A 26,577-nucleotide genomic window follows, 5' to 3' on the forward strand; every position below is an offset into this window, starting at 1 on the left:
GCTATTATATTAATACATTTTTCAAAAAAATTACTAATTAAAAAATAAAAATATTTATATTTTTATTTTTTATATTTTATAAATTTCATAAAGCGCGCTTTATTTTAAAGCATTTTTAGTAAAACCCATCAGGTTTTTTTTATATAAATTTCATATAAAACCTGCTTGATTTTTTTTGTATTTTAAAATGAAAACTCTTCAAAAACTAAGAGATATTGAAATAGCAATTTTACAAGCTACCTCAAACTCTATTAATAATATCAAAGATACAAACTTTAAAAATATAACATCATTAATACCGGAACCTATAGCTATAATAGGTTTATCTGGAATGTTTCCAAAAAGTAAATCAGTAGATATTTTTTGGAAAGCATTAGACTCTGATATTTCTTTAATTGAAGAAATACCAGAAAGTCGCTTTAATTGGCGAAATGTATATGATAAAAAATTTATGAAAGAAAATTATAGCAAATGGGGGGGGTTTATACCAAATATAGATGAATTTGATGCTAATTTTTTTAATATTCCAGCGGGAGAAGCCATTATTATGGACCCTCGTCAGCGTTTATTATTAATGTCAGTATATCAAACTTTAATTGATGCTGGTTATAATCCAGAATCTTTAAAAAAAAGTAATACAGGTGTATTTATTTCAATTCAAGACAATGAATATTTACAAGTATTAAAAGATGCTAATATTGATGTTAATGAATGGTATTCGCAAAATTGTTTATTGGCTAATAAAATTTCTTATTATTTTGATTTTAGGGGTATTAGCGATATTATTGATGCTCAATGTCCTGGATCAGCTGTTGCAATTCATAGAGCTGTGAATGCTTTACGAAATAGAGAAATTGAACAAGCGGTAGTAGGTTCTGTTAATATTTTATTACGCCCAGAACCATTTATATTACTATCTTCATCTAAACAATTGAGTTCAACTAATACAGTTAATTCCTTTGGGCCACATGCAGATGGTCATATTCGAGCAGAAGGTGTATCCAGTATCTTACTTAAACCTTTATCCAAAGCAATACAAGATGGTGATTTAATTTATGCATTAATTAAAAATTCCTCGGTAAATTATAATGGTCAAGGCGGAGGATCAATTTCCGCTCCAAATGCGGAAAGTCATATTAATCTTATTAAAGATTGCTATCAAAAAGTAAATATTGATCCAAGAGATATTAATTACATTGAAGCTCAGGGAATGGGAAATGTTTTATCGGATTTAACTGAATGGAAATCCTTTAACTATGCTTTAAAAAGTATAGCGAAACAAAATAAAATAACACTCGAAAATAAAACTTGTTATATTAGTACAATAAAACCAATGACAGGGCACATGGAATCTGCTTCAGGTTTAGGCGCATTATTCAAAGTAATACGAAGCATGCATACTAAATTAATTCATAAAGTCATTGGATTTAAAAATTACCATCCAGACATGGATCGTGAAAATCAACCTTGTGTAATAGCTAATAAAACAATTTATTGGTTAAAAAATAAGAATAATACTCGCCGTTTAGCGGGTATACATTGTTACGGAATGGGGGGTACTAATTCTCATTTATTAATCGAAGAATATAAACGAGAAATATTAAATATTGATCAAGATATAGTTCCGGTGTTAATTATAATATCGGCAAAAACTAAATCTAGTTTAATAATTATGACTAAAAAATTGTATAATTTTTTAGCTAAAAAAAATAAAAATTATCGTTTATCTGATATTGCATTTACACTCCAAGTTGGACGTGAGGCAATGAAGTATAGAATTTCTTTTGTTATCGAATCTTTAAAAGAATTATTAATTGCATTGAAAAAATTTTTTGAATCCAAAAAATTTAATGTTTTAGATTATAAGATACCAGTATATTATGGAATATTTGAAATTTCATATACATCACAAAAAAAATTATTAAATCTTGAAATTTTTCAAAAAAAGAAATATACAAAATCTGATCTAAGTAATATTGCATCTCTTTGGGTAGAAGGAAAATTTTATTCTTGGAATTTACTTCATTCTAATAAAAAGTTATATCGAGTTCGATTACCTGGATATCCATTTGAAAAACAAAAATATTGGATAAATAATTATTGTAAAAATTTATATAATGAAGAAAAAACTTCTTTTTCAACGAAAAATAAAAAAAATAATACTTTAGAAATTAAAGAATATATCATTAATTATATTTCTAATACGCTACAAAAACCCCAATCTAAAATTGATATTAATCAACATTTGTATAATTTTGGAATAGATTCTATTTTTACGATAAGATTATTGCGGAATATTTCACAAAAATTTAATATAGAAACAAAAGGACGAGATTTATTAAAAAACCCTACTATTAATAAATTATCTAAATATTTTGGAGAAATTTTAAATTCCTCTGTTATATCAATAGAATCAAAAAAAGAAAAAATAAATGAACATTTAGAATATAGTAATCACGAAGATTCTAAAAAACAATTTCCACTTTCTGAAAATCAAAAGGGCTTATGGGTATTACAGACAATTACACCAAATATGAGTGCCTATAATATTCCTATATGTTTTCATATAACTCGAGAAATTAATTCAGATATATTACAATTAGCTTTTTTATGTACTTTACAAAAATATCCAATATTAACCAGTATATTTTTACAAAAAAATAAAAAAGTTATAAGAAAAAATAAATTAGATAAAAATATAATCATTAAAAAAAGAGATGTAAGTTTTATTAAAGACCAAAAAAAAATATTTGAATATATAAAAACTATTATAAAAAAACCATTTCAACTTGATAAAGGTCCATTAATACGATTATATCTTTTAATGAGTGAAAATGATTATTATTTATTATTCAATATACATCATATAATCTTTGATGGTAAGTCATTTTTACCAACTATTAATTTTTTTATAAAAACATATAATGAATTATTAAATGCCAATAAAAATGATACAAAATTAATAGTATTAAATTCTAAAATTAATCCTGATAATATATACGAAAAATTTGTATCATGGGAATCTGATATGTTAAATGGATCAGAAGGAAAAAAATATCGTAATTATTGGATTAAACAATTAAAAAATATTTCTTCAGTTGAATTATTTACTGATTATCCTAGATCTACTGCTCGTCTTTTCGAGGGAGAGGTATATTCTTGTAAACTTAATTCATCTCTAAGTCATAAAATTAAAAATTATGCAAAAAAACAAAATTTTAATTTATCTTCATTGTTTTTAGGGGTATTTAACATATTAATTTCTCAATATACTGGAAAAAATGAAATAATAATTGGTATGGTAGAAATGGGGCGTTCACAAGAAATTTTTGAAAATTCTGTTGGTTATTTTATAAATATGTTACCTATACGCATTAATAATTTAATGGATTCAAAAGAATCATTAAATAAATTTATTGATAGATTACAATTTATTATAGCTGACGCAATAGATAATTCAGCCTATCCTTTTTCAGCAATGGTTCGTGATTTATGTATAAAACCTAATATTAATTTTTCACCTATTTTTCAAATTGCTTTTGAGTATCAAAATGCATTTTCTAAAAATGATTTATTGGAATTTAATAAACGTTTTAAAAAAAATTTTTCAATAACAATGATCGAAGAAATTATGCAATTAGGTGAATATGAATTAGTTTTAGAAATTAGAGAAGAAATTAACAATTTCATTTTAAATTTTAAATATAATCCTACTTTATTTAAATTATCTACTATCACTCGAATGAGTGAGCATATTATTTATATTATAGAAGAAATAATAAAAAATTCTAATTTAATTATATCTGAATTTTCAATTCTATTAAATAAGGAATATAAATTATTAGAAAAATGGAATAAAACTATAGTTGATTATCCAAAAGAACTTTGTTTTCATAATTTTTTTGAAAAGCAAGCGCATATCTCCCCAAATTCTATCGCTGTAATTTTTAATGAAAAAAAATTAACTTATTTTGAATTAAATGAAAAAAGTAATCAGTTAGCTTTTTATCTTTATAGCATATGGAAAAAAGATTCATCGCAAAAAAATAAATTGGTTGCTGTATGTGTAAATCGTTCGTTAAGCATGATTATAATTTTTCTTGGTATATCTAAATCTGGGGCATGTTGGTTACCAATAGATCCGCTATATCCAGATGAAAGATTATGTTTTATGCTTAATGATAGTAAAGTAGATATAATTTTAACAGAAAAAGTTCTCTTAAAGAGATTACAGAATCTTTATAACAAAAAAAAAATAAATAATTCTATTGCTATTATTGAATTAGATAATATACAGAAGAATTTTTTAGAAAATAAATTAACTTTACTACCTAAAGTTAACTCAAAATCTTTGGCGTATATAATATATACTTCTGGAAGTACTGGAACTCCTAAAGGAGTTATGATAAAACATCGTTCGTTAACGAACTTTTTATTATCAATGGCTAATAAGCCAGGATTTTCTTCTAAAGATCGTTTATTATCAGTAACTACTTATTGTTTTGATATAGCTTATTTAGAATTATTTTTACCATTAATTACTGGCGGTTGTTGTTGTATTTGTCCATCAGAAAAATTAAACGATGCAATAGAATTAAAAAAAGAAATTAAAAGATTGCAACCAACTGTAATGCAAGCCACTCCATCAACTTGGATTATGCTTTTTTCTTGTAAATGGAAAAATAAAGAAAATTTAAAAATATTGTGCGGGGGTGAATCTATGCCATTATTTTTAAATAAAAAATTTTTAGAGACTAATAGTGAAGTTTGGAATATGTTTGGTCCAACTGAAACTACTATTTGGTCTATTATAGCATGTATTAATACTAAAAATGAAAATAATGATTTTTTTATAAAAAATAATAATATTTTTATTGGAAAACCAATAGCAAATACACAGGCTTTAGTATTAAATAAAAATGGTAAATTAAGTCCAATAGGTATACCAGGTGAATTATGCATTGGTGGAGATGGATTAGCTAAAGGTTATTTAAATAATTTATCATTAACTTCTAAAAAATTTATTACTTTTGCTTTTAAAGATAAAATTAAATTTTATAAAACAGGTGATTTAGTTCGTTGGTCAAAAAATGGTATGTTAGAATATTTAGGTAGATTAGATCAACAAGTAAAAATTTTAGGACATAGAATTGAACTTGGTGAAATAGAAAATATTTTAAATAAGTATATAAAAATTAAAAATAGTGTAGTAATTGCGCGTAATCAGCAAAATAATAAACAATTAATTGCTTATTACACAAAAAAATACGAAGAACAAATTTCAAAAGAAGAACTTAAAAAATATCTTCAAAAATATTTACCATCTTACATGATTCCATCTATATTTATAAATTTACCTGATATTCCATTATTAGCTAACGGTAAAATTAATCGTAACTCATTAATTACTCGTGAAATTATTATTCATCAAGATTATCCTAATCAAGATAATTCATTTAACACTAATAAAATTAATAATAATGAAAATAATAATATATTAAAATCAAAGATTCAATATGAATTACTGAATATTTGGTATAATTTACTTAATATTAAAGGAATAAAAATTAATGATGGTTTTTTTGCTATTGGAGGAAATTCAGTATTATCAGTAATATTAGCGCAAAAAATTAGTAAAAATTTTAATATTAAATTTCATACATCAGATCTTTTTAAATATTCAACAATAGAAGATATTTCTTTATATATTTGTAATTGTTTTCAGAAAAATAATAAGTTTATACTAAAAAATAAATCAAAAATTAAAAAAATAGTTTCAGATGATAAAATTATTGATAATTTTGATAATTACAAAGATTGTCTTGCTATTATTGGTATTTCTTGTAATGTACCTGGCGCAAAAAATTATAGAAAATTTTGGAAAAATTTATGTGAAGGAAAAGAAAGTTCCACTAAATTATCATTGGATGTATTGAGAAAATTCGGAGTACCTAATAATATACTTAACGATAAAAATTTTGTACCTATACAATATAATATTGAGGGAAAAGATCTTTTTGATCCAGAATTTTTTAATATTTCCTCTAAAAATGCTATATTTATGGATCCACAATTTCGTAAATTATTAGAACATTCTTGGAAAGCAGTAGAAGATTCGGGGTATATTTCTAGTCAAATTCCAGAAACAGCAGTTTTTATGTCAGTTAGCAATAACTTTTATAAAACTTTATTATATACTTCTGAAATGGGTGATCATCAAGATGAATACTCATCATGGGTTCTAAATCAATCTGGAACTATTTCAACCATGATTTCTTATCAACTTGGATTTAAAGGGCCTAGTTTATCGATACATACAAATTGTTCCTCAACATTATCTGGATTATATTTAGCAAAACAAAGTTTACAATTAAATGAAGCAAAATATGCTTTAATTGGTGGAGCTAGCTTATTTCCAATACCAAATATTGGTCATACTTATATACCGGGAATGAATTTTTCTAGCGATGGTCATTGTAAGGCTTTTGATTTTTCTGCAGATGGTCTTGTTGGAGGAGAGGGAGTTGCCGTAATAATGGTTAGAAGAGCTATTGATGCAATTAAATCTGGTGATCATATTTATGCAATAATACGAGGAATTTGCATAAATAATGATGGATCTGAAAAATCTGGTTTCTATACACCGGGGATAAAAGGTCAAACAGAAGTTATTACAAAAGTATTAGATAAAACAGATATTAATCCTTGTACCATTAGTTATATTGAAGCGCATGGAACCGGTACAAAATTAGGAGATCCAGCTGAAATTATCGCTTTAAATGATGCGTATAAAAAATATACTAATAAAAAACAATTTTGTGGAATTGGTTCTGTAAAATCAAATATTGGTCACTTAGATACAGTTTCTGGTTTAATAGGTCTTATTAAATTAGCACTTAGTCTAAAATATAATAAAATTCCACCATCAATTAATTATAATAAACCAAATCCTGAGATTAAATTTGAATCCACTGCTTTTTATGTTGTTGATCGTTTAATTAAATGGCCTAATAATAATATACCTCGAGCCGGTATTAGTTCTTTTGGAATTGGAGGAACTAATGCGCATGCTATTCTTGAGAAATATAAAATCGCATTTAAAAATAGTAATTCTACTAATTTAATAAAAAATACACAAATTATAATTTTATCAGCGAAAACTAATATACAATTATTAAAAATTGTGAAAAATTTAAAAAAATATCTAGAAAAAGAAATGATAATTGATTCTAAATATTCTCCTCAAATTAATTTAGAAAATATAGCATTTACTTTACAAACAGGAAGAGAAGCAATGAATTGGCGCGTAGCTTTTGTTGTTGATAGTATAGAAATTTTATTAAATAAATTAAAAAAATTTATTTCTGTTAAAAATATTTTTGAAAATTGTTTTTATGGAAAAATAAAATCAGAAAAACCTATCATTAACATTAATATTAATACTTGCCAGAATTATGAATATTTTAATAAAATTGCTTCTAATTGGGTTTCTGGTTTTTTATTCGATTGGTTAGAATTACACAAAAATAAAAAATTAAATCGTATTAGTTTACCAACATATCCATTTAAAAAAGAACATTATTGGATTGAAATTCCTAAAAATGAAAAAAAAGTATTTAATTCACGTAATTATAGTTTTTTATATAAACCATATTTTTATATTAATAAAAATGAAATTATTGATTACAAAAGAATTATAATTTCTTATCCAAAATGGCATGTTCATAACATTAATTATTTAGATAAAAATTCTTCGAATTTATATTTTAATAGGTATTTAGTTTTTATATGCGGATTTAATATAGAAAATTTTAATAAAATTCAATCTAAAATGATTGATAGTCAATGTATTGAATTAAAATTAAATAGTAATGATACATTAATACAACAATATACTGACGTATGTTTAAAAATTTTTAATTATATTAAAAATATTATCTTAGATAATGTTAATTCAACATTAATACAATTAATACTAGTAGATTATCATGCACAATCTATGTTTTCCGGGGTAGGAGGATTATTAAAAACAGCGCAATTAGAAAATCCTAATATAACTCCTCAAATTATTGATGTTGGAGATAAAAATACTACCGAATTATTAATAAAAAAAATAATAGAAAACAGATATTTTTTAAAAGATTTTTTTATTCGTTATCGAGAAAACAGAGAAAAGATTATATGGAAAATATTTAATAATTATGACAAAGATAATTTAATTTTACCTTGGAAAGAAGGTGGAATTTATTTATTTAGCGGAGGAACAGGAAATCTTGCTTTATTATTTTCCGAAGAAATTATTAATAAACTTAGATCTGTTACATTGATTTTAGTACATAGATCTAAATTAACACTAGAACAAGAAATGCGTATAAATAATCTTAAATATAATAAAAATATTTCTATTGTTTTATATCAATATGATGTAAATTCTTTACAAAATGTTAATTTAGTAATCCAAGATGTTATTAAAAAATTTAAAAAATTAGACGGGTTAATACATTTTTCTGGATCTATTCGTGATAATTTTATTCTTAAAAAAAATATAGAAGAATTTAAAACTGTACTTTATGATAAGATAGCCGGGGCATTTAATTTAGATTATGCAACACGAAATTTAAATATCGATTTCTTTATTCTTTTTTCATCAATAGCAAGTATTGTTGGTAGTGTTGGGCAAGCAGATTATTGCGCTGCTAATGGTTTTTTAGATGCTTTTGCTTATGAAAGAAACATTCGTGTAAAATCAGGAAAAGCAAAAGGAAAAACATTATCTTTGAATTGGCCACTATGGAAAGATGGTGGTATGCATATTAATAAAATTAATGAAAATATAGTAGAAGAAAATTTTGGAATTAAAGCGATTAGCAAAAATTTTGGATTAATAAGTTTTTATCATAGTTTGTTATTAAAACATACTCAAGTATTAATACTAGAAGGAGATAAAAATATTTTAGAAAAATTACTTACATTTAAAAAACCCAATATTAAAAATATAAAAAAAATATCAAAAAAAATATTTAATGATCATAACTATGATTTAAAACAAAAAATTATTTTTCAATTAAAAATATTGTTATCTAAGATATTAAAAACTCCAGTAGAAAAAATTCAATCAACTGAATTAATGGAAAAATATGGAGTTGATTCAATTGCTATAACTCAAATTAATCATGAATTAGAAAAAATTTTTGGTAATATTTCTAAAACATTATTTTATCAATATCAAACTATTGATTCATTATCTAATTATTTAATTAGCTCTTATTCTGATATATGTAGTATATGGGGTAAAAAATTTAAAAATTGTAATAATTTTTTAGAAAAATCATTAGATACTCATATTAATGAAGAATTAAATAATATTAAAAATTCTACAGAAAAACAAAAAGATATATTAACTAATAATTATTTTTTTACTCCATTACAAGAACCATTATGTATTATTGGAATTAGTGGTTATTATCCTAAATCAGATACATTAGATGATCTTTGGGATAATATAAAAAATGGTAAAAATTGTATTACAGAAATTCCAAAAGATCGTTGGCCTATAAATAATTTTTTTGAAAAAGATAGAAAAAAAGCTGTTCAAATGGGAAAAAGTTATAGTAAATGGGGGGGATTTTTAAATGGTTTTGCAAATTTTGATTCATTATTTTTTAACATTTCACCTAAAGAAGCATTAGATCTTGATCCACAAGAACGTTTATTTTTGCAATGTGCATGGCATGTTTTAGAGGACGCTGGACTAACGCGCGAAAATTTATGTAAATCACATTTTAAATCCTTAAAGGGAAAAGAAAAATTTTTTAATCAAATACCTAGAGTTGGTGTTTTTGTTGGTGTTACAAAAACTGGTTTTGATTTATATGGTCCTGAAATTAGAAAAAAAGGAAAAATAGTATTTCCTCACACTTCATTTAGTTCTATTGCTAATCGAGTTTCTTATTTTTTAAATTTAAGCGGACCAAGCATGCCAATAGATACAATGTGTTCATCATCATTAACCGCAATTCATGAAGCTTGCCAGCATATTAGACAAGGTGAATGTGATATAGCAATTGCAGGAGGTGTTAATTTATATTTACATCCATCAACTTATATTAATCTTTGTTCGTCTTATATGTTGTCAAATGATGGAAAATGTAGAAGTTTTGGTAAAGGTGGAAATGGTTTTGTTCCAGGAGAAGGAGTTGGAGCGGTATTAATAAAAAGATTATCAAAAGCAATAATAGATAGAGATTCAATTTACGCAATAATTAGAGGAAGTAGTATTAATCATGGTGGAAAAACTAATGGTTATACAGTGCCTAATCCTAATGCTCAAACAGAATTAATTTATATGAATATTAAAAAATCTGGAATTAATGCTCGAGCTATTAGTTATGTTGAAGCACATGGAACTGGAACAGAACTTGGTGATCCAATTGAAATTACCGGATTAACTGAAGCATTTCGTAGATATACAATGGATATTAAATTTTGTAGTTTAGGATCAATAAAATCCAATTTAGGTCATTTAGAAGCCGCGGCCGGAATTGCTGGTTTAAGTAAAATTATTTTACAAATGCGTTATAAAAAATTAGTTCCTAGTCTACATGCGCGCGAAATTAATCCAAATATTAATTTAGAAACTTCTCCATTTTTTATTCAACAAAAATTAGAAAATTGGAATAAACCAGTTATTAAAATTAATAATAAAAATAAAAAATATCCTAGAATAGCAAGTTTATCATCATTTGGTGCTGGTGGCTCTAATGCGCATTTATTAGTAGAAGAATATATTTCTACTCAAAATAAAATTAATATTGAAATTAAAAATACTGTAAATTTCCCAATAATTATTTTATTAACAGCAAAAAACAAAGAACGTCTTAAAAAAGTAGTTACTAACTTTTTAATATGGCTTAAAAAATATAATTTATTTGATAATAATTATTTAAAAGATATTGCTTATACACTACAAGTTGGTAGAGAGCATATGGATGAACGTTTAGGAATAATAATAAAATCAATCGAAGAATTAAAGAATAAATTAAATTATTTTTTAAAAGAAAATGTTTATAATTCAAATTTAGAAATTTATACAGATCAAATAAATATTGATAAAGACTCTTTTGCCATGTTATCAGATGATGCAGAATTTAAAGAAACTATTAAAAAATGGATTATATTACGTAAATTTAATAAACTATTACCTTTTTGGGTTAAAGGATTAAAAATAGATTGGGAAATATTATATTTAAATGAAAAATATAAACCAAAACGTATTCAATTACCATTATATCCATTTAAAAAATATAAATATTGGATGGACTCTATTATGCCTCAAAATAAAAAAAATAATTATTTAAAAGAAAATAATAATCAAATAAATAATAGTAAATTAATAAAATTATTACCGGTATGGGATATATTAAATATTGAGGAATTAATTAATGATTTTAAAATTAATAATGCAAAAAAAATAATCATATTAGGCGGAAATATTGAGCAAAAAAAGGAAATAAGTAAATATTATTCTATAATATTGGAATTAAATTCCATTTTAGAAAAAGATATTTCAACCATATCAAATAAATTTCATGATATTAATAAATTTGATCATATTGTATGGATAGTTCCTGTTTATGATATTAATAACTCACATAAAAATAATGTTATTATACAGTTATTTAGATTAATTAAAGTTCTTTTAAAAGAAGGTTATGAAAATATTGATCTTAAAATAACTATTGTAACTATTCAAGGTTTATTTATATGCGATTATGATGAAATAAATCCACATCATGCTTCTATACATGGTTTAGTAAGTAGTATAGCACAGGAATACCCTATGTGGAGCATAAAAGCAATAGATATGATTAATAATAATGTTATTAATTGGTCTGTATCATTATGGTATCAATTATTAGGAGTTAAAAATATAAGTATTGCTCGCAGAAAATATAATTGGTTTTTTCAAAAATTAATTCCACTAAATTTTTATATTTCAAAAGATATTTATCGTAAAAATGGAATTTACTTAGTTATTGGTGGAGCTGGGGGAGTAGGGAGTATATGGAGTGAATTTATGATTAAAAATTACGAAGCCAAAATTATATGGATTGGTAGATCTCCTAAAAATAACATCTTACAAGAAAAAATAAATAATATATCTATTAAATATAATGGAATTTGTCCTATATATATTCAAGCAGATGCACGTAATTCTAATATTTTATTCTCAACATATCAGAAAATAAAAAAAGATTTTGATCATATAAATGGTATTGTTGTTTCAACATTAAGTGATTATGATCTTTCGTTTAAAGAAATGTCTGAGGATTTATTTATTAATATTTTATCAACTAAACATGATGTTAGTTTATCCATAGAAAAATGTTTTTATAAAGAACGACTTGATTTTATTATTTATTTTTCATCAATGATATCTTTTGAAAAACCTGGTGGGATGTCAGCTTATGTATCTAGTTGTACTTTTAGTGACGCATTTTCAAAAAAAATAAATAAAAAATGGGATTGTGTGGTAAAAACAATTAATTGGGGTTATTGGAATATAGGAGGGGGGATAAGAATTTCCAGTGCATTAAAAAAATTAATTGAAAAACGTGGTGTAGAATCAATTAATAAAGAAGAGGGAATGAATATATTAAAACTTTTTCTTGGTAATATAACAGAATTCCAGCAATTAGCTATAACACGCACAAATAAACCTGAATTTATTAATATTTACTCTAATAAAGAATTTGCTATTGTATTACCAAATAATATTTCTAATATAGAAAAAAATATTTTAAATGATTTTAATTCTTTAAGAAATTTAAAAATTCCATTAAAAAGTAAGTATACTGAAGAATTAAATTATTGGATTATTCGTTTATTATTTGTTCAATTACGGTTGCTTGGTATTTTTAAAGTAAATTGCAATTATTTAAAGAAAAATAATGCTATTTATGTAAAAAATCAAGCTGGTATTTTAGATAAATATATTGTTTGGTGGAAAGAGATTTTAAATATTTTACATGAATATAATTATTTAATTACTTTTCAAGATACTATATCAGTAAATAAAAATATTTCTGATATGGAATTATCATATACCAAAACTTGGATGGCTTGGAAAAAAAGAAAAACATATTTTTTAGAAAAACCTGAAACTCATACATTAGCAATTTTAGTTAATGATTGTTTAAAAGAATTACCTAAAATTCTTCATGGAGATATTTTAATAACTGATATTCTTTTTCCAAACGGTTCTATGGAAAAAATTGAGGGTTTATATAAAAATAATTGTATTTGTGATTATTTTAATGATGTAGTTTCTAATATTGTAAATTCTTATATTAAAAATAAAATAAAAAATAATTTAACGGACGGTATAAAAATTATTGAAATTGGAGCAGGAACTGGTGGTACTACTTCAACTATTTTGAAAAAATTAGAACCATGGAGTAATTATATAAATGAATATTGTTATACAGATATATCAAAATCTTTTTTAAATCATGCATATAAATTTTATGGATCAAAATATCCTTATTTAGTTTATAAATTATGGAATATTGAAAAATCATTAATTTCACAAGATATTAATATCGGTGATTATGATATTGTTATTGCAACTAATGTTCTTCATGCTACTAAAAATATACGTAATACTATACGAAATGTAAAAGCTGCATTAAAAATAAACGGTATTGCAATATTAAATGAAATTAGTAATAAAACTATATTTGCGTCTGTTTTATTTGGTTTAATTGATGGATGGTCTTTAGCTGAGGATACATATTTACGTATTCCAGGTAGTCCAGGACTATATGCTCAAGATTGGTTTTTATTATTACAACAAGAAGGTTATCATAATATATCATTTCCAGTTATTAGAGAACATAAACTCGGGCAACAAATTATTGTTGCGCATAGTAATGGAATTATTCGTCAAAATAGTTTCAATAGTTTAAATAAAGATAATATTCATTCTTCTTCTTTATTAACTCAAAATAATTCATATAAATTAAAAAATAATATTCAAAATAAAAATTTTATTTCAGAAAAGAATATCGATAAATCTGTTTTAATGAATTTTATTCAGAATTCAATTCTGAATGCTTTATCTGAATCTTTAATAATTCAAATTGATATTATTAAATTAAATATACCTTTTTCAGATTATGGTATTGACTCTATATTAGGAGTAAATTTTATTCAAAAAATTAATAATGATTTAAAATTAAAACTTAATACAACTATTTTATTTGACTACACAACTGTTGATAGTTTATCTCAATATATCATTACTAATTATAAAGAAATCATAGAAAAAAAATATTTAACCACTATATCAAAAGAAAAATTAGAAAAATCTATTGTTAATAATCAAAACAATAGTTTAAATAAAGATAATATTCATTCTTCTTCTTTATTAACTCAAAATAATTCATATAAATTAAAAAATAATATTCAAAATAAAAATTTTATTTCAGAAAAGAATATCGATAAATCTGTTTTAATGAATTTTATTCAGAATTCAATTCTGAATGCTTTATCTGAATCTTTAATAATTCAAATTGATATTATTAAATTAAATATACCTTTTTCAGATTATGGTATTGACTCTATATTAGGAGTAAATTTTATTCAAAAAATTAATAATGATTTAAAATTAAAACTTAATACAACTATTTTATTTGACTACACAACTGTTGATAGTTTATCTCAATATATCATTACTAATTATAAAGAAATCATAGAAAAAAAATATTTAACCACTATATCAAAAGAAAAATTAGAAAAATCTATTGTTAATAATCAAAACAATAGTTTAAATAAAGATAATATTCATTCTTCTTCTTTATTAACTCAAAATAATTCATATAAATTAAAAAATAATATTCAAAATAAAAATTTTATTTCAGAAAAGAATATCGATAAATCTGTTTTAATGAATTTTATTCAGAATTCAATTCTGAATGCTTTATCTGAATCTTTAATAATTCAAATTGATATTATTAAATTAAATATACCTTTTTCAGATTATGGTATTGACTCTATATTAGGAGTAAATTTTATTCAAAAAATTAATAATGATTTAAAATTAAAACTTAATACAACTATTTTATTTGACTACACAACTGTTGATAGTTTATCTCAATATATCATTACTAATTATAAAGAAATCATAGAAAAAAAATATTTAACCACTATATCAAAAGAAAAATTAGAAAAATCTATTGTTAATAATCAAAACAATAGTTTAAATAAAGATAATATTCATTCTAAAACAAATTTTTCTTCTATTCCTATCATTAAGAATTCTTCATTCTCAGAATTAAATTTAGATGGAATTGCAATAATTGGATTATCTGGTCAATTTCCTGGCGCAGAAAATGTTAATGTTTTTTGGGAAAATATAATTTCTGGAATCAATCCTATAATAGAATTACCTTCAAACTATTTAGACTCTAAATACTATAATATAAAACCACAAAAAGAAAAAACTTATTGTAAATGGGGGGGTATTTTATCTTCTCGTGATTGTTTTGACCCAATGTTCTTTAATATTTCACCACGTGATGCTAAATCAATGAATCCACATCAACGTTTAATCCTTCAAGAAGGATGGAAAGCTATAGAAGATGCTGGTTATAATCCAAGAACATTGTCAGACAGTCTTACGGGTATTTTTATTGGTGCTGAACCTACTTCTTATATTTATGAAACCTTTACTGGAGCATCTGATGCTATTGTAGCCTCAAGGCTTTCTTATTTTTTAAATTTGAGAGGCCCATCTTTTGTGGTTAATACTGGTTGTTCATCTTCAGCAGTAGCTATTCATTTAGCTTGTCAAAGTTTACGAAATGGTGAAACTAATTTAGCATTAGCTGGTGGAGTATTTGCTGTTATGAATCAAACAATTTTAATTGGACTTGCGCAAACTCATATGCTTAGTTATAGTGGTATTTGTAATACTTTTGACTCTAAAGCTGATGGTATGGTTTTATCAGAAGGGGTAGGTATAGTAGTTTTAAAATTATTAAAAAAAGCAATAATAGATAAAGATCAAATTTATGGAATTATTAGAGCCTCTGGTATTAACCAAGATGGTGCTAGTAATGGAATTACTGCTCCTAGTGGTATTGCTCAACAAAAACTTATTACTAGTATTTATAAAAAATATAAGATTAATCCTGAGCGAATTACATATATTGAAGCGCATGGAACTGGTACAAAATTAGGTGATCCTGTTGAAGCTAATGCATTAGTAAATGCATTTAAAAAATTTACCACAAAAACTAATTATTGTGCAGTTGGTAGTGTTAAATCATATATTGGTCACACTTCTGCTAATGCAGGAGTAACAGGATTAATTACTGTGTTATTATCACTAAAAAATCATAAATTACCTGGATTACGAAATTTTAAAAAACTTAATCCATTAATTCAATTTGAAAATTCTCCATTTTACCCAAACATCAAAACATCTTTATGGAATTCAATTGATAAGAAACCATTAATGGCGGCAATAAATTCATTTGGCCATAGTGGTACTAATGCTCATTTAGTTGTAGAAGAATTTGTATTTTTAAAAAAAAATATTATTAATTTTTCTAAAAATAATTCATCACAATTAATTATTTTATCAGCAAAAAACAAAGATAGATTATTAGAATATATTAAAAAATTAGTCGAATTTATAACAAAAATTTTATCTAAAAATAATTTTGTTAAAAATTTAGAAAATTTATTGTCTAATATTGCTTATACTTTACAAGTTGGGCGAGATTCTATGGAATTCAGAATTGCATTTATAGTTAATGATTTAAATCATTTGATTAAATTCTTAAAAAAAATAATAAAAAATAATTTTGATATAAATAATAAATTTTTTGAAGATAATATATGGATTAATGATTTGGAATCAGTTAATAAAATAACTATAAAAGATAATATTGTTAAAGAATGGTTATTTTGTAGTAATTTAAAAAAATTAGCTAATGCTTGGGTAAAAGGAGTTTTTATTGACTGGAAAAAACTTTACATAAAAAATAAAAATTATAATCGTATTCATTTACCTACTTATCCATTTGAAAAAGAACATTATTGGAAACCAAGTAATATAAAAATTAAAAAAAATATACTACCAATTTTTAAAAAAAATACCTTACATCCATTAGTTCATGAAAATGTTTCTACATTAAATAAACAATGTTTTATTTCTACATTTCATGGTAATGAATTTTTCTTATCCGATCATATAATAAATAATTATAAAATGTTACCAGGTGTAACTTATTTGGAAATAGCGTATTTTTCAGTAAATTATTCAATAAATAATTTTTCTAAAGATAAAAAAATATTTAAGTTTAAAAATATTATTTGGATTAGACCTGCTTTTATTAGTAATAAATTATTAAATATTTCTATAAATTTAACAAAAAAATCAGATAATTTAATTAATTATTCAATTTATAGTAATGATATGTCTTTAAATAAAGATAAATTATTACATAATCAAGGATTAGCGTATATAGTATCATCAAAATCAGAATCTATATATTTAAATTTATCAAATTTAAAAAATATTTTTAAAAATTTTGAAGTAGAAGTTGATAAATGTTATATGATTTTAGAGAAAATGAATATTTTTTACGGTCCTTCTCATAAAAGTTTAAAGATAATTTACTGTATAGAAAATCAAGTATTAGCTTATTTATGTTTACCGGATATAATTAAAGATACATGTGACTCTTATACAATCCACCCATCATTAATGGATGGAGCATTTCAAGCCAGTGTTGCTTTAAAATTAAACAATAATAATTTTGATGATAAAAAATCATTATTACCCTTTTCTTTAGAAGAATTAGAAATTTTTGGTAAGTGTGAAAAAGAAATGTGGGTTTGGATACGTCATAGTGATCATAAATCTTTTAAAGAAAATAATAACAATATACAGCGTCTTAATATTGATTTATGCACAAATAATGGAGAAATTAGGATTCGAATAATAGGATTTACCTCACGAGTTTTAATAGATAATAATATAAATACTATTTCTTCAAAAAAAAATGATTCTATTTCTCACCCTTTATTTATAAAACATGATTTTGATCAAACTAAATGGACGTCAAATTTTAATGGAAATGAATTTTTTTTAAAAGACCATAAAAATATAATGCCAGCTGTAATTTATTTAGAAATGGCTTATATTGCTGCCGCAAAAAATACTAAAATAACAGGTTTAAGTAATATTATTTGGCCAAAAATTTTATTTATTAAAAAAAATAATACATTAATAACTCAATTAATTTTTAAAAATATTAATAGAATTGAAAAATATATTATTTTTGATTCTCAAAGTAAAGATGTTTATTGTCAAGGTAACTTTATTATAGATAATTCTGATAGTGATCACATATCAAAAAATCAACAAGTAACAGATTTTTGTATATCAGATATTAAATTATTAAAATCTCGTTGTAATTCTGTATTAAATTATCAGCAGTGTAATTATATACTTCAATATACTCATGGCCCATCTTTAATGAGTATTTATAAATTATATTCTAATAATAAAGAAGCATTAGCTTTATTAAATTTTCCAGAAAAATTTTTAGATAAAAATAATAATTATGTATTTCATCCAAGTTTATTAAATGGAGCAATTTTAAGTAGTGTAATTTGGTCAATTATCAATCGTGATAAATCTAAATTAATACAAAATTTACCAATGCCATTTAGTTTAAAAATATTTAAAATTCATAATATATTATCTTTTTCAAAGAAACTATATGTATATATAAAAAAATCAAAAAATTTTACATTATCTGAGAATTTAGAATTTTTTAATATTCAAATATTTAATACAAAAGGTACATTATTAATATCCTTATTAGATTTAACTTTAATCTTTAAAAAACCTAAATATAATTTATTATATGCTACCCCAAAATGGAAAAGTGAAAAATTAAGTTCTAAAACAAAAAATATTAATAATATCTCTAAACCAAGATTTCTTCTTATAGAAAAAAATATTCAATTGCAAAATGCATTATATAATGCTTGGCCTAATTCTATTATCGATATTATTTTTGAGAAAAATACAAATGATATTGAAAAAAATATATTTTTTGAAAAATTTTTAAAATATATATTTAAGTACTGCAAAAATATTTTAAAAGAAAATAATAATATTATTCAATCTTTAATATTATTAATACCATTAGAAAAAAAAGCTTTTTTATATGGAGGCAGTATATCTGGTTTTTTAAAGACAGCTTGTTTTGAATATACAAAATTATCAGCAAAAATTATTTATTATCCAATTATAAAAACAGATAATTCCGATAAAAAATTATCAAATTTAATATTTAATATTTCTACTGAAATTTCATCTATATCTACTGACGTAGAAATTTGTTTTCCTAAAGAAGGAAAACGTAAGGTACGAAAATTATGTGAAATTGATATTAAAAATAATAAAGAAAATATACTTTTAAATATTAAAGAAAATGATGTAATTTGGGTTATTGGTGGAATGGGAGGAATTGGGCGTTTATTAGCTAATTATTTGGGAATTATTAAAAAATCTCACTTAATATTAAGTGGTCGATCTGAATTAAATGATAAAAATTTAAAATTTATAGAAAAATTAAAAAATAAAAATATAAATATATCTTATTTAAAAACTAATATTTCAGAAATTGAATCTATTAACACTACTTTATCTATTATTAAAAGAAAATATGGAAAATTAGATGGTATTATTCATTGCGCTGGAATTATTGAAGATAATTATATTATTAATAAAACAACATCACAGTTTATGCGCGTTGTTTGTCCAAAAATTACCGGTTTACTAAATATAGATGTAGCTACTTTAAATTTATCAATAAATTATATAATATTATTTTCTTCAATAGCTGGATTTTTTGGTAATATAGGTCAATCTGATTATTCAACAGGTAATTCTTTTATGGATGCATTTGCTGATTATCGTAATCAATGCATGTATTCTGGAAAAAGATCAGGAAAAACATTATCTTTGAATTGGCCTTTATGGTTAGAGGGTGGTATGCAAATGAATGTAGCTAATGAAAAATTAATGAAAAAAGCAACCGGCATGACCGCAATGGACAATATTTCTGGATTAATCGCTTTTGAAAATGTTTTTTCTAAGAATTATAACCAAATATTAATAGCTTTTGGAGATTATTCAGTAATTAAAAAACGTTTACTATCATTTAAAAAAGATTCTACTTATGTAAATTTTACAAATAATGAAAAAGAAATAGTAAAATTTAATATTGATAAAAATACAAAATTAACACAAAATGAAAATAAATTATCAGAAATGGTGCGTTCTGAATTAATTAATATAGTAGCAAAAGTTCAACATATACCACATGAAAAAATATCATTTCAAAAAAATTTATCTGCTTATGGTTTTGATTCAATTAGTTTTACTGAATTTGCAAATGTATTAAATAAAACTTATGAATTAGTACTTATGCCTACATTATTTTTTGAAATACAAACTCTAATTGACTTGGAATCTTACTTGTTAACTCATCATAAATCTGAATTAATAAAAAAACATAAATCAAATTATATAAAACATGAAAATAAATTATCAGAAATGGTGCGTTCTGAATTAATTAATATAGTAGCAAAAGTTCAACATATACCACATGAAAAAATATCATTTCAAAAAAATTTATCTGCTTATGGTTTTGATTCAATTAGTTTTACTGAATTTGCAAATGTATTAAATAAAACTTATGAATTAGTACTTATGCCTACATTATTTTTTGAAATACAAACTCTAATTGACTTGGAATCTTACTTGTTAACTCATCATAAATCTGAATTAATAAAAAAACATAAATCAAATTATATAAAACATGAAAATAAATTATTAAATTTAAAGAATTCTTTAGAAGATATCGATACAAATACTATTGCAATTATTGGAATTGGGGGAAAATTTCCTGGATCTAAAAATATTAATGATTTTTGGAGGAAATTAGAAAATAATGAGGATGCAATTACTGAGGTTCCTACAAGTAGATGGGATTGGAAAGCCATTTATGGAGATCCTCATTTAGAATCAGGTAAAACAAAAGTAAAATGGGGGGGATTTTTATATGATGCAGATTGTTTTGATGCTAAATTTTTTGGAATTTCACCTGCTGAAGCTGAAGTCATGGATCCTCAACTTCGACTTTTTATAGAAACAACATGGGCAGCTTTAGAAGATGCTGGTTATCCACCAAGCAAGCTTTCCGGAAGTAAAACTGCTATTTTTGCTGGAGTTTCTACCGCTGATTACAAAGATATTCTTAATGAGGCAAGACATAAAGGATTAGTTAAATCATTAGCAGAACCATTTCCTTTTATGATTGCTAACCGGGTTTCTTACTTATTTAATTTTCATGGACCTAGTGAGGTTATAGATACTGCATGTTCAAGTTCATTAATTGCAATTAATCGTGCTATAGAAAGTTTACATTTAAAAAATTGTGATTTAGCATTAGCAGGAGGGGTAAATATATTAGCCAATCCAAATATTACGATCGCATCAAGTAAAGCTGGATTATTAAGTGAAAACGGCCGTTGTATGACATTTGATCAAAGAGCAAATGGTTATGTACGTAGCGAGGGAGTGGGAGTTATTTTATTAAAACCATTAAAAAATGCAATTATTGATAATGATCATATTTATGGTATTTTTCGTGGAAATTTTGAAAATCATGGTGGGCATTCCTCTTCTCCAACTTCTCCAAATATGTTGGCACAAAAACAATTGTTAATAGATGTTTATCGTAGAGCTAATATTAATCCTTACACTATTAATTATATTGAAGCACATGGAACCGGTACAAAATTAGGTGATCCAATTGAAGTTAATGGACTTAAATCTGCATTTAGTGAACTTCATGAATATTATAAAACTCCACTATTAAAACCATATTGTGGGTTAGGATCTGTTAAAGCTAATATCGGGCATTTAGAAGCTGCATCTGGTGTTATTGGAGTTATTAAAGTTTTATTAATGTTAAAATATAAAAAAATACCAGGAAATCCTCATTTAAAAATACCAAATTCTTATTTAAAATTAGATAATACTCCGTTTTATTTAGTTAACAAAACATGTGATTGGATTCAATTAGATAATAATATTCCACGTCGTGCTGGAGTTAGTAGTTTTGGGGTTGGTGGTTCTAATGTTCACGTTATAATTGAAGAATATAGAAAAAATATTAAAACTAAATACATAAAAGAAAATACTGTATTAGTACGCATTATAATGCTTTCAGCAAAAACTAAAAAATCTTTAAAAGAATATGTTATACTTTTATTAGAATTTATAATAAAAGAAAAAAATAATTTTTCTTTATGTGATTTGGCTTATACTTTACAAGTTGGACGTGAGGCAATGAAGTATAGATTAGCGATTTATGTAAATTCATATGAAGATTTAATTAAAAAATTACAAGATTATTTAAATAAAAAAATAACTAATGGAATATATACTAATTTTTCTAAAAATAATGAAAATAAAAATTTAGAAAAAATAAATAAAACTAAAAATATATCCATTCTTATTGATTCTTGGATTAAAAAAAATAAATATGATAAATTAATATTATCTTGGATTAATGGTTATGAATTTAGTTGGGATAAATTATATAATATTTTAAAACCAAATCGTATTAGTTTACCAACTTATCCATTTGATCGTCAAAGATATTGGGTATCAATACAACCAAAATTAGTAAATAAATATAATAATATTTCAATAATCAATAAAGAAAAAAAAATATATAATAAAAAATCAATTTTTACTTTTGAAGAAGTATGGGTTAAATCTCCATTAATTTCTTTACCTATTTCTAAAGTTAAAAAAAATAATTTACTTTGTTTTTCTTCCAATAAAGATTTTCAAAATAAAATTGTAGAAAGTATTAGTAGTTATACGGATATAATTTTTATTGAGCAAAGTGATAATATAAAAATATCTCCTAATGATACAGTTCATTATAAAATTAATAAGGACAATATTAATGATTATACATTTATTTTAAATAAAATATATGAAAAAGATAAAAAAATAGATTCTGTTTTTTATTTATGGCCATTAGAAGACAAGAATTGTATATATAATATTATGCCAATAATATATTTTTTACAAGCAGTAAAAAAATCTAAATTATATTTACGTAAATTGATTATATCAGGAATAAGTATTAATAAAAAAAATGAAGAAGATTTATATTATTGTTATTTTAATTCTTGGGTTGCTTTTGAGCGTTCATTGCATATAATAATGCCAGAAACACAAATATCTATAGTATTTGCAGAAAAAATAACTAATTTTAATATAAAAAATTGGATAAATATTCTTTTTAAAGAATTACAAGAACCAAAATTATTTAGCATAATGTATTATGGAAATGATTTGATTCGTTACCAATTAAATATAAAATCAATCATTTTAAAAGATTTTAAAAATAGTTATATTAAACAAGGAGGGACTTATCTTATTACAGGAGGAACCGGAAGACTTGGAATGTTATTTTCTGATTACTTAATCAATAAATATTCTACTAATTTAATATTAAGTGGTCGTTCTAAATTAAATTCTATAATTTATAAAAAATTAAAAAAATTTAATAACAAAGCTATATATATACAAGTTGATGTATCTGATAAATTAAAAATGATATCCGAAATAAATTCAATAATAAATAATATCGGTCCTATTGATGGTGTTCTTCATATTGCTGGAATTAGTGGATTAACCTCTAATATATTAGAAGCAAATTATAAAAATTTCTATAGTGTTTTAAGTTCTAAAATTTCTGGAACAATAGCATTAAATTATGCTCTAGAAAATACAATTTTAAAATTACAAAAAAATAAATTAGATTTTGTTTGTTATTTTTCTTCTTCTTCTGCAATTCTTGGTGATTTTGGTTCATGTGATTATGCAATGGGAAATCGTTTTCAAACAGTATATGCAAAATATTTAAATAATAAAAATATTTATAAAAAATATACCAATAAATTAATTACAATTAATTGGCCATTATGGAACAATAGTAAATTTAAAATTGGTAATAATGAACAAACAGATTTTTATTTTAAATCTAGTAAACAAAAAGTTTTACATGAAAATGATGGTTTAAAGTTATTTGAACAATTATTAATACAAGATAAGATACAATATTTAGTATTATCTGGTGAATTAGAAAAATTAAATCAAATAATAAATAATATTGCACCTAAAGTATCTGAAAATAAAAAAATAAATAATTTTAATATTGAAAAATTTATTGAAAATGATATAAAAAATCATATTTGTAACATTCTTAATACTAAAAAGAGCGAAATTTATAAAAATAAAAATTTAGCAGATTATGGTTTTGATTCTATCAGTTTAGCTGAATTTTCTCGTATTTTAAGTAAATTTTATTCGCTTGATATTATGCCTTCAATATTTTTTAGTTACTCAACATTAGAGCGATTAATCACATATTTCATTAAAAATCATAATAATACTATGATTAAATTTTATAGAAATAAATATCCTTTAAAAACAGAATCTAAAAATATATCAATTTTATATGATAATAAAATTAATGAAAATTATGAAAATGTTTCAAAAAAATCTAATTTTATATTAAATAAAAATACAGATATAAATTCAGAAGAATTAATTGCTATAATTGGTATGAGCGGGCGTTTTCCGGCGGCACGTAATATAAATGAATTTTGGAAAATATTAATTAATAATAAAGATGTTATTTCAGAAATACCAGAAAAAATTTTTGATTGGAAACTATACTATGAAAATCCAATAAAATCATCTAATAAAATTAATAGTAAATGGTACGGATCTATTCCAGGTATAGATGAATTTGATCCATTATTTTTTGAAATATCTCCTTTAGAAGCAGAAAGAATGGACCCAAGACAACGCCATTTACTACAAGAATCCTGGTTAGCATTAGAGGATGCTGGTTATGGTCCAAATCAAATAGCAAATCAAAAAATTGGTATGTTTGTTGGTGTAGAAGAAGGCAGTAATTATCAAGATCGTCTCGATCAAGTTAATTTAACTTCAACTCATAACGCTATTTTATCAGCACGTTTAGCATATTTTATGGATCTTAAGGGTCCTGTAATGGCAATTAATACTGCTTGTTCATCATCTTTAGTTGCTACACATATAGCTTGTCAAAGTTTACGTCAACACGAATGTGATACAGCTATTTCAGCTGGAGTTAATTTAATGATATCTCCAGAAGCATATATCGCTATGACAAGTGCTGGAATGTTGTCTCCTGATGGAAAATGTTATGTTTTTGATGAACGTGCAAATGGTTTAGTACCTAGTGAAGCGGTAGTTGCAGTGGTATTAAAACGTTTATCTCGAGCGCTTTCTGATGGAGACCCAATACATGCTATAATACGAGGAAGCGGTATTAATTATGATGGAAAAACTAATGGAATTACTGCTCCAAATGGTATTTCGCAAACTGAATTAATAAAATCTGTATATAAAAAATCAAATCTTAATCCAGAAGATATTAATTATATAATAACACATGGAACCGGTACAAAATTAGGAGATCCAGTTGAAATTAATGCTTTACATGACGTATTTAAAAATAAAACATATAATCAAAAATTTTGCGCAATAACTTCAAATAAAAGTAATATTGGACACACTTTCGCTGCATCTGGTTTAGTAAGTTTAATTAATTTAGTTCAATCAATAAAATATAAAATAATTCCCGCATCATTACATTGCGAAAAAGAAAATAATTATATTATATTAAAAAATAGTCCATTTTATATCAATAAATCTAATAAAAAATGGAATACTGTAAATGAGAAATTAAGAATTGGAGCGGTAAGTGCTTTTGGTATGAGCGGAACTAATGCTCATATTGTATTACAAGAATATATATCTACTAATTTTAAAAATATTAAAAATAATACTTTTATTTCTTCAAACCCATATCATATGGTAGTTCTTTCTGCTAAAACAAAAATTTCTTTAAAAGAAAAAATGAAACAAATATTGTTATTTTTAAGAAAAAATAATACAGTTTGTATAGAAAATTTTGTTTATACTCTAATGCAAGGAAGACATCATTTTCAATATCGTTGTGCAATTATAATTTCTAGTATTGAAGAAGTTGTAAAAATAATAAATGATACATTAAATTCCAAAGAAAAAATTTTACATACTAATTATTTAAAAGGAATAGTAAGTCATAAATTTACTAGTAATAAAATAATAGATTCATATATAAATAAATTAACTAAACGTTGTTTATTATCAAAAACACAAAAAAAAGAACATTATGAAAATCTTTTAGAATTAGGTAATTTATACTGTCAAGGTTATATAATACCTTGGAATAATTTATATCCGAATAAATTTGATCGTATTCATTTGCCAGGTTATTTATTTTTAAAAGAACATTATTGGATAGAAAAGAAAAATATTAATTTTTTACAAGAAAAAAATCCAGAATATAAAAAAATAGAATTTAG

1 pseudogene is annotated in these 26,577 nt (G+C 23.4%); it reads left to right on the top strand.

Going from position 1 to position 26,577, the window contains the following annotated elements:
• Positions 1–187: 187 nt before the first annotated feature.
• A pseudogene (locus SSDC_RS02140) lies at positions 188–26,218 on the top strand (amino acid adenylation domain-containing protein); the annotation flags it as partial.
• Between the last annotated feature and the right edge of the window lie 359 nt (positions 26,219–26,577).

Origin of the sequence: Candidatus Profftella armatura, from assembly GCF_000441555.1 — a bacterium.
Taxonomy (GTDB): Bacteria; Pseudomonadota; Gammaproteobacteria; order Burkholderiales; family Burkholderiaceae; genus Profftella; species Profftella armatura.